At 35.6% G+C, this 13,554-nt stretch carries 18 protein-coding genes; 14 read left to right on the top strand and 4 right to left on the bottom strand.

Going from position 1 to position 13,554, the window contains the following annotated elements:
- Positions 1–122 precede the first annotated feature (122 nt).
- On the bottom strand, positions 123–650 hold the full coding sequence (locus tag AZF04_RS06500; RefSeq protein ID WP_061948047.1) for a DUF309 domain-containing protein: 528 nt from the start codon (positions 648–650) through the stop codon (positions 123–125).
- A 160-nt stretch (positions 651–810) separates the two neighbouring features.
- Here AZF04_RS06500 and AZF04_RS06495 point away from each other — a divergent pair, with 160 nt between their 5' ends.
- The 3 genes from AZF04_RS06495 (at position 811) to AZF04_RS06485 (ending at position 3,084) form a co-directional block, all read left to right on the top strand.
- The gene (locus tag AZF04_RS06495) at positions 811–1,575 is read left to right on the top strand and encodes a segregation/condensation protein A (protein ID WP_061948053.1); all 765 of its coding nucleotides are present in this window, start codon (positions 811–813) and stop codon (positions 1,573–1,575) included.
- On the top strand, positions 1,568–2,158 hold the full coding sequence (gene scpB / locus AZF04_RS06490; RefSeq protein WP_045484276.1) for an SMC-Scp complex subunit ScpB: 591 nt from the start codon (positions 1,568–1,570) through the stop codon (positions 2,156–2,158). The genes AZF04_RS06495 and scpB overlap by 8 nt, the downstream gene beginning before the upstream one ends.
- Before the next feature lie 74 nt (positions 2,159–2,232).
- Entirely contained in the window at positions 2,233–3,084 is an 852-nt protein-coding gene (locus AZF04_RS06485; protein ID WP_061948046.1) for a superoxide dismutase, read from the top strand.
- Between the two features lie 84 nt (positions 3,085–3,168).
- Here AZF04_RS06485 and cls read toward each other — a convergent pair whose 3' ends face one another.
- Complete coding sequence (cls, locus tag AZF04_RS06480) at positions 3,169–4,620, bottom strand: cardiolipin synthase (RefSeq protein WP_061948045.1); 1,452 nt, start codon at positions 4,618–4,620, stop codon at positions 3,169–3,171.
- 213 nt (positions 4,621–4,833) lie between these two features.
- A complete protein-coding gene (locus tag AZF04_RS06475) occupies positions 4,834–5,514 on the bottom strand; it encodes a DUF421 domain-containing protein (RefSeq protein ID WP_061948044.1) in 681 nt (226 codons plus the stop codon).
- 214 nt (positions 5,515–5,728) lie between these two features.
- Between AZF04_RS06475 and AZF04_RS06470 the strand changes: the two genes are divergently transcribed.
- The 7 genes from AZF04_RS06470 (at position 5,729) to AZF04_RS06440 (ending at position 9,371) form a co-directional block, all read left to right on the top strand.
- Positions 5,729–5,932, top strand: a complete 204-nt coding sequence (locus AZF04_RS06470) for a DUF1657 domain-containing protein (RefSeq protein WP_061948043.1) — start codon at positions 5,729–5,731, stop codon at positions 5,930–5,932.
- A gap of 72 nt (positions 5,933–6,004) precedes the next feature.
- The gene (locus AZF04_RS06465) at positions 6,005–6,436 is read left to right on the top strand and encodes a YhcN/YlaJ family sporulation lipoprotein (protein WP_061948042.1); all 432 of its coding nucleotides are present in this window, start codon (positions 6,005–6,007) and stop codon (positions 6,434–6,436) included.
- A gap of 11 nt (positions 6,437–6,447) precedes the next feature.
- Positions 6,448–6,927, top strand: coding sequence for a stage V sporulation protein AC (gene spoVAC, locus AZF04_RS06460; protein WP_045484264.1), 480 nt, complete (start codon positions 6,448–6,450; stop codon positions 6,925–6,927).
- Complete coding sequence (gene spoVAD / locus AZF04_RS06455; protein ID WP_061948041.1) at positions 6,928–7,941, top strand: stage V sporulation protein AD; 1,014 nt, start codon at positions 6,928–6,930, stop codon at positions 7,939–7,941. It begins immediately after the preceding gene.
- Complete coding sequence (gene spoVAE / locus AZF04_RS06450) at positions 7,938–8,288, top strand: stage V sporulation protein AE (RefSeq protein WP_045484259.1); 351 nt, start codon at positions 7,938–7,940, stop codon at positions 8,286–8,288. The genes spoVAD and spoVAE overlap by 4 nt, the downstream gene beginning before the upstream one ends.
- A 10-nt stretch (positions 8,289–8,298) precedes the next feature.
- The gene (locus AZF04_RS06445) at positions 8,299–8,505 is read left to right on the top strand and encodes a DUF1657 domain-containing protein (RefSeq protein WP_045484256.1); all 207 of its coding nucleotides are present in this window, start codon (positions 8,299–8,301) and stop codon (positions 8,503–8,505) included.
- A 17-nt stretch (positions 8,506–8,522) separates the two neighbouring features.
- Entirely contained in the window at positions 8,523–9,371 is an 849-nt protein-coding gene (locus AZF04_RS06440; protein WP_061948040.1) for a DUF421 domain-containing protein, read from the top strand.
- A 9-nt stretch (positions 9,372–9,380) separates the two neighbouring features.
- On the opposite strand, the gene AZF04_RS06435 is transcribed toward AZF04_RS06440, so the two are convergent.
- Positions 9,381–10,097 (bottom strand): DUF421 domain-containing protein, encoded by a 717-nt coding sequence (locus AZF04_RS06435; protein ID WP_061948039.1) that lies wholly within the window; start codon positions 10,095–10,097, stop codon positions 9,381–9,383.
- A gap of 191 nt (positions 10,098–10,288) precedes the next feature.
- Here AZF04_RS06435 and AZF04_RS06430 point away from each other — a divergent pair, with 191 nt between their 5' ends.
- From AZF04_RS06430 to AZF04_RS06415, 4 genes are all read left to right on the top strand, one after another.
- A complete protein-coding gene (locus AZF04_RS06430) occupies positions 10,289–11,440 on the top strand; it encodes a D-alanyl-D-alanine carboxypeptidase family protein (RefSeq protein ID WP_061948052.1) in 1,152 nt (383 codons plus the stop codon).
- Complete coding sequence (locus AZF04_RS06425) at positions 11,433–12,026, top strand: nucleoside recognition domain-containing protein (protein WP_045484245.1); 594 nt, start codon at positions 11,433–11,435, stop codon at positions 12,024–12,026. The genes AZF04_RS06430 and AZF04_RS06425 overlap by 8 nt, the downstream gene beginning before the upstream one ends.
- Complete coding sequence (locus AZF04_RS06420; RefSeq protein WP_061948038.1) at positions 12,027–12,563, top strand: spore maturation protein; 537 nt, start codon at positions 12,027–12,029, stop codon at positions 12,561–12,563.
- Positions 12,564–12,753: 190 nt separating this feature from the next.
- A complete protein-coding gene (locus AZF04_RS06415) occupies positions 12,754–13,482 on the top strand; it encodes a pseudouridine synthase (protein WP_061948037.1) in 729 nt (242 codons plus the stop codon).
- Positions 13,483–13,554: the final 72 nt, after the last annotated feature.

The following is a 13,554-nucleotide window of genomic DNA, read 5'->3' as shown; positions in this document are numbered from 1 at the left end:
TCCCATAGAAAAAACACCTCCAAGTATTCTTTAGGTTAACAATAACCGATTTCTACTTAAAGGTGTTTTATATTTGTCTCACTTTTTGGGGTCAGCCCAAGTTCTCTTTACTCAGCTTTTTTCTATTCATAAGATCGTCTTTTCAATAGTTGGAGCTCACGCTCTTCAATAACTTCTGTTCGATCTCGGAGAAAATGCTTATGAACAATAAATGAGTTATGAGAAGCACCCTCTTTTTCCCAAGGGATTTGTAATACTTCTCGTCTTTCTTCAATCAATAATAGTAAATCATGCTGCAATATTGGAAGAGAAAAAGGAGAAAATGGAGTGTTCGTATTTGTTTGTATATGAGTCATTCTTTGATTGATTAAGGACAGTAATAAATTTGGATCGATGGCTAAGCTTTCTATAGTAGCTTGTTGCTTTTCAAACAAAAAAGCAGAGCGCTTGAGCATCTTTAGAGCACCGTTTGTATTATCACGTCTTTCATGATATAAACCAACAGCTAACTGAATAAAAGCGACCCAAATCGTTTCTCTTTTTTCGGCAGGACTTTTTTTCCAATACTCTTCTAATACTTCATGACATTCAAAATAATCAAAATTGACATGAAAATAAACAAGATAATCGATATAAGCTTTAGGATACATTAAAATCATCCTTCAAAATTAAACTAAAAGACATATTATAATTGTATCATCTATGCATAGAAGTGAAAAGGGAATTCTATAAATGGTCATTACGCCTAGTGGGGATGTATGTTATAATTTTGGAGTGTCATATAGAATAGGAAGTGCTAGTGATGATAGGATGAGCTCATACCAGGTAAAATTAGACCGATTTGAGGGACCATTAGATTTACTTTTGCATTTAATTAATCAAGCAGAAGTCGATATTTATGATATACCCGTTTCGCAAATAACTGAACAATATTTGTCTTATATACATACGATGCAAGAAATACAATTAGATATAGCGAGTGAGTACCTAGTAATGGCAGCCACTTTATTAGCCATTAAATCTAAAATGCTTTTGCCAAATCCTTCAGTGGAAATGGAGGAAGAGTTCTTAGATTATGAAGATGATGATCCTAGAGATGAATTAGTCTCAAGACTTGTTGAATACCGCAAGTATAAAGAGGCTGCTCAAGAATTAAAAGAGAAAGAAGAACAACGAAGCTTTATACATACAAGGGCAGCAGAGGATTTAGATCAATATATTTCTCATGACGAAAAAAGAGATGCATCTATCCAAGGTGTTTCTTTATTTGATATGCTATCAGCCTACCAAAAAATGCTTAGACGAAAATCTTTAAAAATACCTCAAACTAGAACGGTGCGCAGTCAGGAGTATTCGATTGAGGATCGAATGAATCAAGTGATTGATGTGTTGTCACAAAGAAATGGTACTTGCCGTTTTGAGGAATTGTTTGAGGTAGCCGAAAAACCTCAAATTGTGGTTACGTTTTTAGCTATTCTAGAGCTGATGAAAACAAGAGCGATTATTTGTACACAATCACATAATTTTGCTGATATATTGATTTGCCAAATGGAAGAGGAGAAGTCTGATGGATAAGGATGAATTAATGGGCGTCATTGAAGGGCTATTGTTTGTTGCAGGTGATAATGGATTATCTAATAAGCAATTAGAGGAAATTATTGCAGCGCCAATTGAAGACATTAATGATGCAATCGAAAAATTGAAAATCGAATATAAAAAAAGTAGAAGAGGTCTTCAATTAATTGACATAGCTGATACACTTCGCTTGGCGACAAAGGTTGAGCATTTAGGCTATGTGAAAGCTTTAGCCATATCTCCCATTCATTCTGGTTTATCTCAGGCTGCTTTAGAAACATTAGCGATTGTCGCATATAAACAGCCCATTACAAGAATTGAAATTGAAGAAATACGTGGGGTAAAATCAGAAAAAGCCCTACAGTCTTTGGCAAATAAACTACTCATTAAAGAAAATGGGCGAGCAAAAGGGACGGGCCGGCCAATATTATATGGAACGACTCCGCAATTTTTAGACCATTTTGGTTTAAATGATATCGCTGAATTACCAGCTTTGCCGGATCAAGTAGAAGAATTTTATGAAGAAGAAGAAGCTGATTTATTTCTGAATAACTTAGAATTAGAAGAGTTGGAATCGAATTGATTCCAACTCTTTTTCACATCTAGGTATGAACCTACATAGGTTAAAAAGTAGTGGATTAAAAAAGGAGTGTTTGAATGTCAGCTTATTATGATGAGATGAAACATTGGGTATCCCAGATGAGTTCACTGAGCCTTGATTCTCACCGCTCAAACCGATCAGAAGAAATCATGCAACATTATCAGGAAAGCTTAAAAAATTTAGAGAATGCATTGGATAAAGAAGAAGATGAAGTCACTTTAAATCAGCTCGCACATATATGTTTTCGAGCTTACCAAAATTGGATGGAAAAGGGCAGTGAACGAGTACCGATTGGTGGTCATGTTTTACCGCCACTTCCGTATAGCTATGATGCACTTGAACCCATTATAGCGGAAGAAATTATGTATTTACATCATGATAAACATCATCAGAGCTATGTGGATGGTTTAAACAAAGCAGAGCTCGCTTTACAACAAGCTCGTGAGAATTCAGACTATTCGCTTGTTAAGCATTGGGAGCGTGAATTAGCTTTTCATGGAGCCGGTCATTATTTGCATTCACTATTTTGGGAGATTATGACCCCTTCTGGAGGTGGCCAACCAGTCGGAAGGTTAGCAAGGCAAATTAATGAGGATTTTGGTAGCTTTGAGCAGATGAAAAATCACTTTACAGAAGCCGCCAATCAAGTAGAAGGAGGAGGCTGGGCGATGCTTGTCTGGTCACCACGTTCAAAAAGGCTTGAAATTTTACAAGCAGAAAAGCATCAAAATTTATCACAGCAGGATATGATTCCTTTATTAGTACTAGATGTATGGGAACATGCTTATTATTTGCAATACAAAAATGAAAAAAAGAAATATATAGAAAATTGGTGGAATATTGTGAATTGGAGAGCGGTATCAGACCGATTTGATATTGCAGAGCAAGTCGTTTGGAAAACTTATTAACCTCTTATTGGATAAAAAACTAACTCAACAGTTACAAGCTAGTTGAGTTAGTTTTGCATGAGGTAAGTAAATCAAAATAAAATTTTATAAGATCGGAGAGAGCAACCTAGAAATCGATTCTTTAAAACGAATCCATTTTGATCGATTCTCATATCGTTCTGCGGTCAATTCGTAGGAGAGCTTCATATCATCCTCAAACATTTGAGCAAGTAATTCTGACGTATTTAAATCATACATAAAAGCTGTAACCTCAAAATTTAATTTAAAGCTTCTCATATCAATGTTTGCCGTCCCTACTGCATTGATACTTCTATCTATAATAATCGTTTTAGCATGTATAAAACCGTTATCATAGATATACACTTTTGCTCCAGATTTTAATAGTTCTCCAACATAAGAGTAGGTTGCCCAGTAAACAAATGGATGGTCAGGTTTATTAGGAATCATTACTTTTACATCGACACCAGATAGGGCAGCCACTCTTATAACGTCTAGCAGTGTTTGGTCTGGAATAAAATAAGGAGTTTGTATAAGAATACTTTCTTTAGCTTGGGCAATAAGCTTAATATAACCATTTTTTATTTGTTCCCATTCGGAATCTGGACCACTAGAGACAATTTGTAAAGCGGTACTGCCATTATGACCATCGAGTTCAGGGAAGTATCTCTCTTCATATTCGATGACTTGCTTTTTGGCTGCTTGATTCCAATCAAGAATAAACCTTGTTTGAATGGCGTGCACTGATTGACCTAAAACGCGAAGGTGAGTATCTCGCCAATAGCCAAATTTCGCTTTTTTACCGAGATATTCATTACCAACATTGAAGCCCCCGATATATCCAATTTTTCCATCGATATTTATTAGCTTTCGATGGTTTCGATAATTTAAACGCAAATTGATGATAGTAAATTTGGAAGGGAAAAACACAGCCACTTCTCCACCGGCTTTTTCAAATTTAGCTAAGTGCTTCTTTCGTAATTTCCTTGAGCCTAAATCATCATATAATAGCCTAACTGTTACTCCCTCTGCAGCTTTTTTTGTTAATAATTCAATAAACTTCCTTCCTAGTTCATCATGTTTAAAAATATAGTATTGCACATGAATGGAGGATTTTGCATTTTCAATATCTCGAAAAAGCGTTTCAAATTTTTCTTTTCCATCAATGAATATATCAATATGATTATGCTCTGTAAGTAGGGCATCATTATTCATCAAATGCATGTAAATTAAATCGCGGTGATTTTCTACCATATCGTTTTTAAACGTGAAGTCGGGGTCTAATAATTTTTCCTTTTGTTCTTGTATGGCTTTTTCAAGGCCAATCCTTTTAATGCCGTCCCAGTAGAACAGTCTTTCTCTCGTTAAGTTTTGCCCTAATAACAAATAAATTAGAAATCCCAAAAAGGGGATGAAGTACAGAACAAGTAACCAGGCCCATGTTGCGGCAGGGTCTTTTCTTTCAATAAATATTAATAGAGATGCGAAAAAGAAATTTGTTACGAACAATATCGTGACAGAAGTTGAAATAATATCCATACTTACCTACCTATCTTTAATTCTGACATAAAGGTTCATTATTTATTTTATATGCTTGTATAATGAATTCCATGATGATTGAAATGAGATGAGTGATTGGAATTTATTTTCTAATTTGTGTAAATCCTGTTTATATTCCACTCTATCTAATCATAACCGATAGTGAAGATGGATGAAATTATTTTATATCGAAAGCATTAATAAATTTTGTTTTTAAAAAGTCTGTATTTCAAATCCTTCATTTTCCGTCCATTCGGCATATAACACCGCTTTGATTCCCGCTATACCTCGCTGATGTAATTCATCCGTTAGCCATTCTTCTTTTTTTTCTAAAAAATCAAGACTCTCAGAAATAATCTCTCCATCCATTACTAAAACGATTGGTAAAGCAACTGATTTAGAAGGAAGCTTAATATCTTTATTTTTAGGCGAATCATAGGAGTATTTTTTCATTACACTTACGGTCCCGTTCGTCTCTAAAATACCGTTTTGTACTTCGCGAATCGAAAAAACATCTTTCTCTCTTAAAAGATGTTGTAGCTGGTTAAGATCCAGTTTATTTTTCTTTAATTCTTCATATTGAATTTTTCCGTTAGAAATGATTAGAGAAGGCTTTCCTTCTAAAATCGATCTTGATTCTCTAATCTTTTGTGTAATCATCTCAATCACAAAAATTAATGCACCCCAAAAGAAAATCGCATATAAAACATAATGTAACCCAATTTCAGGATCATAAATAGCATTCCCTACAAGCTCACCTAGAACTAAAGCGGAAATAAAATCAAAAGGAGTTAATTGAGTAATTTGATTTTTCCCTAAAAATTTAGTTAATACAAGTAAGGCAAAAAATCCAACAAATAATTCTATAGTTAATGAAAAAAAGCTGTTTGCCATGAACATTACTCCTTTTTACAACGATTCCTATGTGTTCGATCTTATTATTTTATATTAGTGTGTCGTAAATAGAGAATTTTATGGTGGAAGAAAATTCAATTAACTAGTCAATTAAAGAATAGGCTAATTCTTTTTTGTAAAAAATTGTAACTAATAGTTTTTTATTAAACATTAAATATTAATAAGGACTTCGAATGAAAAAGGAGGAAAGAGAATGACCGTCGGATCGAAAATAAAACAAACTATTGCAGGACTAAAAAGTGCACAGGCAAGCTTAGAAACCTTTGCATTGGAAACAGAAAATCAACAGGCAAAGCAACTTTACCAGCAAATGGCTGAGCAAACTCAAACTATAGTAGATCAATTAGAGCCAAGGGTTCAGCAAATCATGCAAGAAGAACCTCAATATCGTCAATAAATAGTTGAGATTGCTCTTTCAAAAAGAGTAATCTCGCTTGCTATACATATACAGAGATCGGATGGTGATTTTATGAAGAAATTCATGTTGTTTATTATGCTCATTAGTTGCTTATTAGGAGCCTGTAATCAAGATACCGCTAAATCATCACAAGCTTCACTAACAAGTGAGTCATCTTATAAAGACCAAAACAAAATCAACGACGTAAAAGCAGAATTAAAGAAAATGGAAGAGGTCATTGATGTCCAGGCGATTGTTTATGATCAAAAAATATATGCTGATCCTAAAGTGAAACAATTTTCGAGGTTTCGATTAAAGGAAATTCGAAAAAATGGATTTGAAAAGCTAAAAAAAACATTCCCAGACAGTGAAATTCATGTATCAACCGATAAAAAAGTTTACATGGAATTAGAAAAGCTCGAGCAACAATTAAAAAATGGAAAGATTAAGAATGAAGATTTAGAAAAGAAATTGCAAAAAATTGAAGAAATGATGAAAGGATAGAGGGAGATTTTATGTCCAATAGTAAACAAAAGCAAGCCACTCCAACTCAGCAAGCGTATCAGGCTTTAGCCAAAAAGCATGAAATTAAAAGACCTGTTATTAAAAATTGTATAAGAGCCTTTTTAATAGGTGGCTTTATTTGTGTTGTCGGACAAGCAATTAATATTATGTATTATACCTTTTTTGATTTTACGGAAAAAACGGCGGGAAACCCTACTGTAGCTACTCTCATTTTTGTTTCTGTGCTCTTAACAGGGTTTGGAGTTTATGATCGGATTGCTCAATTTTCAGGTGCTGGGACCGCTGTTCCAGTCACAGGATTTGCCAATTCAATTGCATCAGCAGCTATAGAGCATCGAACAGAGGGGTATGTACTTGGTGTTGGTGGGAATATGTTTAAGCTTGCAGGCTCTGTGATCGTTTTCGGAACCTTTGCTGCCTTTATCATTGCCATTATAAAAACGTTATTTATGAAATGGGGTGGATTTTAAATGCTCAAAGGACATCAATCTTGGTTATTCTCTAACCAGCCCGTTATTCTTTCGACTGGTGTAGTTGCTGGGCCATTTGAAGCGAAAGGTCGACTAGCGGAGGATTTTGACCGTCTATATGATGATTTATGGTTAGGCGAAGACTCCTATGAAAAAGCACAGAAGGTAATGATCGAAGATAGTATAACAATAGCAATAGAAAAAGAAAATCTTGCAAAAGAAAATATTAATTTTATGTGTGCAGGAGACTTAGTGAACCAATTAACTCCTTCATCTTTTGCAGGAAGAACGTTAGGTATTCCTTATGTCGGGTTATTTGGGGCTTGTTCGACATCAATGGAAGGATTAGCCTTGTCTGCATACATCGTCAATTACCAAGGAGCTCAGTATATGGCCAGTGTAGCCTCTAGTCATAATACAGCGACAGAGAAGCAATTTCGTTATCCAACAGAATATGGAGGACAAAAACCCCCAACCGCTCAGTGGACAGCTACAGCCGCAGGAGCAGCTATTATTGGACAAAATGGAGCGGGACCGAAAATAACATCAGCGACTATGGGGAAAATTATTGATATGGGTCTTTCTGATCCGTTTAATATGGGAGGGGCAATGGCACCAGCCGCTGTTGATACGATAATTTCTCACTTTCGAGATTTACAGCTTCCCCCTGATTATTACGATTTAATTATTACAGGAGATCTCGGGAAAATTGGATTATCAATTGCGAGAGAAATGCTAAAAGAAAAAGGAATGGATTATGATCATAATCAATTACAAGATTGTGGATTACTACTATATAGAGAAGACCAACCGGTATTAGCTGGTGGAAGTGGTCCTGGCTGTTCAGCATCTGTATTATATGGTCATCTATTAAAGCGGATGAAACAAGGAGAATGGAATCGAATATTAGTCGTGGCAACAGGTGCTTTACTATCGCCATTATCCTTTCAACAAAAGGAATCAATTCCAACGATTGCTCATGCTGTTTCTATTGAAAGGGGGGCAAAAACATGATTTTTTTATGGGCCTTTTTAGTTGGTGGACTTATATGTGTCATTGGTCAGCTAATGATGGATGTAGGAAAGCTTACACCTGCACATACGATGACGGCTTTAGTAGTGTCAGGAGCTATCTTGGATGGATTAGGTCTTTATGAGCCTTTAATAGATTTTGCAGGTGCAGGTGCTACAGTACCTATCACGAGCTTTGGTAATTCGTTGGTTCATGGTGCAATGTCTGAAGCCGAAGCAAATGGATTGATTGGGGTTATTACAGGGATTTTTGAGGTTACAAGTGCCGGGATATCGGCAGCCATTATCTTCGGTTTTATTGCTTCATTACTATTTAGACCAAAAGGGTAGGTGAAAGAGCATGACCGTTTCTAGTCAAGTTAAAGGTACATTAGCTTCTTTAAAAGGGATCGAAGCAACCTTACAAACATTATCCCTTCAAGCGGAGGCAATGGAACAGCGAGACCGTTTCCATCAAGCTTCATTAAAAACAAAAACAGTCATTACGCAAATTGAAAAAAGAGTATCAGAAATTGAAAAACAGGAACCACAATATCAAGGAAACTAAAGAAGGAGATGACCATAATGCCTGGATGGGTTGAAGTGATTATACGCTCAATAATTGGGATAGGGCTATTGCTAACTTTTACTAAATTACTTGCAAAAAAACCAATGGGTGAACTTTCAGCCTTTGAATTTGCGCTATTAGCTGGTTTGCTGATTATAACTAGTGTAAGTTCAATCATGCTTTCTATCCCTCCTGTACTTGCGCTCGTTTCTATTTTAATATGGGGTTTGGTTGCTATTTTTCTTCCAATGATTAGTGTGAAAAGTTCTAAATTTAATCATTTTTTAAATGGACAAGGTATTCCAGTGATTAAAGATGGGAAGGTGTTAGAGGATCAATTAAGCAAACAACATCTTACTAGCTCTGAGCTTATGCGTAAATTGAGAAAAAAGAATATTTTTCAATTTGCTGATGTAGAATTTGCTTTATTAGAGACAAATGGAGAATTAAATGTGCTTCTAAAAAATCAAAAAAAGCAACATGCTAATCTTCCATCCATTAAAAAAAGTAAGCAGCCTGAAATCGTAATAGAGGATGGGAAAATGATTGATAAGGGTTTGACGGCTAGAAAACTTAATAGAGATTGGCTACAAACAGAGCTTGCAAAAATGGATGTAGCATTAGAGAATGTTTTTATTGGGCAAATAGACCAAAATGGTCTTTTATATGTTGATCTTTTTGATGACAGTATTAAAGTGGCAGAACCAACCGTACTTCCATTATTAAAAGCTCAATTAAAGAAAGTGGAGGCAGATTTAGAATTGTTCGCTTTAGATACTGAGCATCCACAAGCAAAACAAATGTACAGTTGGAGCTCGAAACAAATGAATGAAGTGTACCATTATATAAAAAGTGACTTGGAGTGACATGGACATTTAATGCTGAATAAGCTCAATTTTTTCATTTTTTCTCGTATAGGAAAGATGTAAATTCTTTTGTTGATTAACCGTACAAAGAAATACTTCCTCAATATGAATGATCCCCTTATCTTGAATAAACTTATTAACGAATTCCTTTGATAAATGGAGTGCTTCCAGAATTTCCTCCTGCCATTCTCCATCTAAAATAACCGGATAAGAGATGCCACTTGACTTTTGAGATACGGATAAATCCTCTAAAGAAGGAGTGGCTTTTTCGGGTTTCTTCATGATGCTTAAATCACCATTCGCTTCAATAATGCCTAATTGAATATCATTAATATCAAATACATCCTTTTGCCTTAATAATTGTAAAATATTATCAATAGAATAGCGGATCGACGTGATGTTCGGAACAATTAGTTTGCCTTCTTTAATGACAACCGTTGGTTCAAAGGTGATTAACTTTCCCAATGTTCTATTTTTGATAAGCAATCGCGCCGTCAGTTTCTGAAATAGAGCAATAAAAATAATAGCAAAGAAGGTAGGGAAATGATTAACGGTCGGATCGGCAATATCGGCACCTGTTACTGATGCTAAGGTAATAATTACTAAAAAATCAAAAATAGGCAGCTCTCCAATAGAACGTTTCCCCATCACTAAAGTAACGGTTAATAAAAGCGGAAAAATAGTGATAATTCTTAATAAAACAATTCCTAATTCTTGTAAATGCATAATTCCTTTCCCTCTTTACTATTGTGATTTCTTTGTTAGATAGTATAGTCATTTCGAAATTCTCTTAAACGATTTCTATAAAAATGATGGTTATGAGTCATATCAACGGTTGTCCTGCATACAATTTGCTAAGAGGAGACATGCTTAGGAGCACGTCTTTTATAATCGAGATGATTGTAGGTGAAATCGTAATGAGAAATTGTAAGCTAGGCTTGTTATTTTTACTCGTTTTTGTCATCCTTGTCTATCCTATAAAAGAAGTAAGAGCTTCTGTTCCAAAAGATTTTTCTATATCAGCTCAAGCGGCGATTTTAATAGAGCAATCATCCGGTAGAGTACTTTATGCGAAACAGGAGCATGAAAAGCTTAGAATTGCCAGTATTACAAAAATTATGACAGCTATTTTAGCGATTGAATCAGGAAAAATGGACGAGATGGTGACGGTATCTGACCGTGCTTTCGGTACGGAAGGGTCTTCCATTTATCTACGAGTAAATGAGAAAATCCAATTAGAGGACTTAGTTTACGGTTTGATGCTAAGAAGTGGAAATGATGCTGCGGTAGCGATTGCCGAGCATGTGGGAGAAAGTGTAGAGGGCTTTGTACTACTAATGAATCAAAAAGCCGAAGAATTAGGTATGAACAATACAATGTTTCAAAATCCTCATGGTTTAGACGATCATGAAGATCATTATTCTAGTGCTTATGATATGGCGTTATTAACACAGTATGCGATGGAGAATGAGCAATATAGAGAAATTTCAGCTACAAAAACTTATAAAGTCGATAGTGAAGAAATAAGAGTGTTTAAAAACAAAAATAGAATGTTAACTGAGTTTTATCCTTATTCTACTGGTGGGAAAACTGGTTATACAAAACGTGCAAAACGAACCTTAGTTTCTACAGCTTCAAAAGAGGAGATGGATTTAATTGTCGTAACGATTAATGCACCAAGTGATTGGTATGATCATCTTCATTTATTTGAATGGGCATATGAACATTATCAGCTTGAAACATTAGTATCAAAGGGGAAATTAAAGGGAGTAAATGATCCTTTTTATAAAGATCAATTATTCACAAAAAAAGAAGTAACCTATCCACTTTCAAGCGATGAAAAAGACCAACTTCGTTATGAAATGACTTTGGTGAGGGGAGAAGAAAACAAAGAGCTTGAGAATGTGAATACAAGCGAACCGATTGGTAAATTGCAGTTTTCGGTAGGAGAGCAAGTAATTGAAGCGGTTCCACTGTTTTTAGAACCGAAGGAAAAAGAAAAGAAAGGCTTTTGGTCTAGATGGCTTGGGTTATTTGCTTACACGCTAGGGGTGAATCGAGATGATTAATATTATTTGGGTTACCCTTCTCGTCATTGGTTTAGTGTATGCGGCTTTTAATGGAACCATCCCAGAGGTGAATGAGGCCATTTTTACAGGAGCGAAAGAGGCTGTGACGATTTGTCTAGGACTAATCAGTATTCTTGTTTTTTGGTTAGGCTTAATGAAGATAGCCGAGGTTGCAGGCTTACTTAAGAACTTTTCAAAATGGATGCAGCCGATATTTCGTCGCCTTTTTCCTGAAGTCCCAGCCGATCATCCGGCAATGGGGTACATTTTATCGAATATGACAGCAAATATGTTCGGACTTGGAAATGCAGCTACACCTATGGGGATAAAAGCAATGGAGGAGCTTAAAAGGTTAAATGGAGATCGTGATGTGGCAAGTCGCTCTATGATTACATTACTAGCAATCAATACGGCTGGATTATCTCTTATTCCAACAACGATTATATCGATTCGCATGACGTATGATTCAATTGCTCCAACTGAAATTGTAGGTGCTACGATATTAGTCACCACGATCTCGACGATTGGGGCTATAACCATTGATCGACTATTTTATTATAGAAGAAAACGAAAGGGGAGAATTTAGATGGCAGTGCTCACGATGGTCTCTATCTGGATTATCCCGCTTTTAATTGGCTTTGTACTTATTTATGGAACGTTAAAAAAAGTTCCTACATATGAAGCGTTCGTAGAAGGAGCAAAAGATGGTTTCGGTTTAGCCATCTCTATTATTCCTTATCTTGTAGGAATGCTTGTTGCAATATCGGTTTTTAGAGCGTCTGGTGCAATGGAATTTATTGTCGATTTGTTAAAGCCGGTACTAGGAATAGTAGGTGTGCCAGCAGAGGTCGTTCCATTAGCTATGATTAGACCGATTTCAGGAACGGGAGCTCTAGGAATGACAACCGATTTAATTGCTACATTTGGACCAGATTCTTTTATTGGGAAGCTTGCTTCTGTTATGCAAGGAAGTACGGATACTACTTTGTATATATTAACGGTTTATTTTGGGGCTGTTGGAATTAAAAAAATGGGAGATGCTCTAAAGGTTGGTTTATTATCCGATTTAGTAGGTTTAATAGCGGCTATTGTCATTTGTACGATTGTTTTTGGGGGAATGTAATGAATGGAAATAGTAAGTAGTAAGCCTTGATTTTATTTGTGAAAGAAGATAAATCTGCATCATGTATAATGAGAGGGAAACAACAGAATATTCTGCTTGTTTCTTTTTTCTTTTATTGATTTGGATTTTTGGTTTCATTAGTTGTATAGTTAGGTTTAGAGAGGTATCATGTTAATTGAGGTGAAGAATAATGGAGCGATTACAGAAAATCATTGCCCAAGCAGGGGTTGCATCAAGAAGGAAGGCTGAGCAATTAATAATAGATGGAAAAGTAACCGTAAACGGCAAGGTTATTTCTGAATTAGGAGCTAAGGCTAATCCAAATAAAGACAAAATTGAAGTAAGTGGAGTTCCAATAGACAAAGAGGAGCCTACCTATTATTTATTATATAAACCAAGCTCTGTTATTTCGAGTGTGAAAGATGATAAAGGTAGAAAAGTTGTCACTGACTATATTGAATCAACTGAAAGAATTTTCCCAGTTGGGCGTCTAGATTATGATACATCCGGATTGTTGCTGTTAACAAATGACGGGCATTTGGCTAATCAATTAATGCATCCGAAATTTCATGTAGAAAAAGTATATGTTGCAAAAGTAAAGGGTATACCGTCTAAAGAAGAGTTAAAGCAATTACAAAGAGGCGTTAAACTAGAGGATGGAGTTACTGCTCCAGCGAAGGTTAAAACATTAACCATTGATAAGAAAAAGCAAACAGCCATTATTCAAATGACTATTTTTGAGGGTAGAAATCGTCAAGTCCGACGAATGTTCGACTATATTGGGTTTCCAGTTCTTAAATTGAAAAGGGAACAATACAGCTTTTTAAATTTACATGGCTTGAACCCTGGCGACTCTAGACCTTTAAAACCGATTGAAGTCAAAAGGTTGAAGGATCTAGCTGTCACGAAACCGTCATAAAAACCGAAGCCCGATTCTTCGTAATAAGGTTATAATGGAATCGTGCTCGTTGATGCTTTTATCAGATTCGAT

The organism is Alkalihalobacillus trypoxylicola, assembly GCF_001590785.1.
In the GTDB taxonomy this organism is placed as follows: domain Bacteria; phylum Bacillota; class Bacilli; order Bacillales; family Bacillaceae_D; genus Alkalihalobacillus; species Alkalihalobacillus trypoxylicola.
Note: the sequence above shows the minus strand (reverse complement) of the source record. Positions and strands in the feature narration are given on the sequence as shown.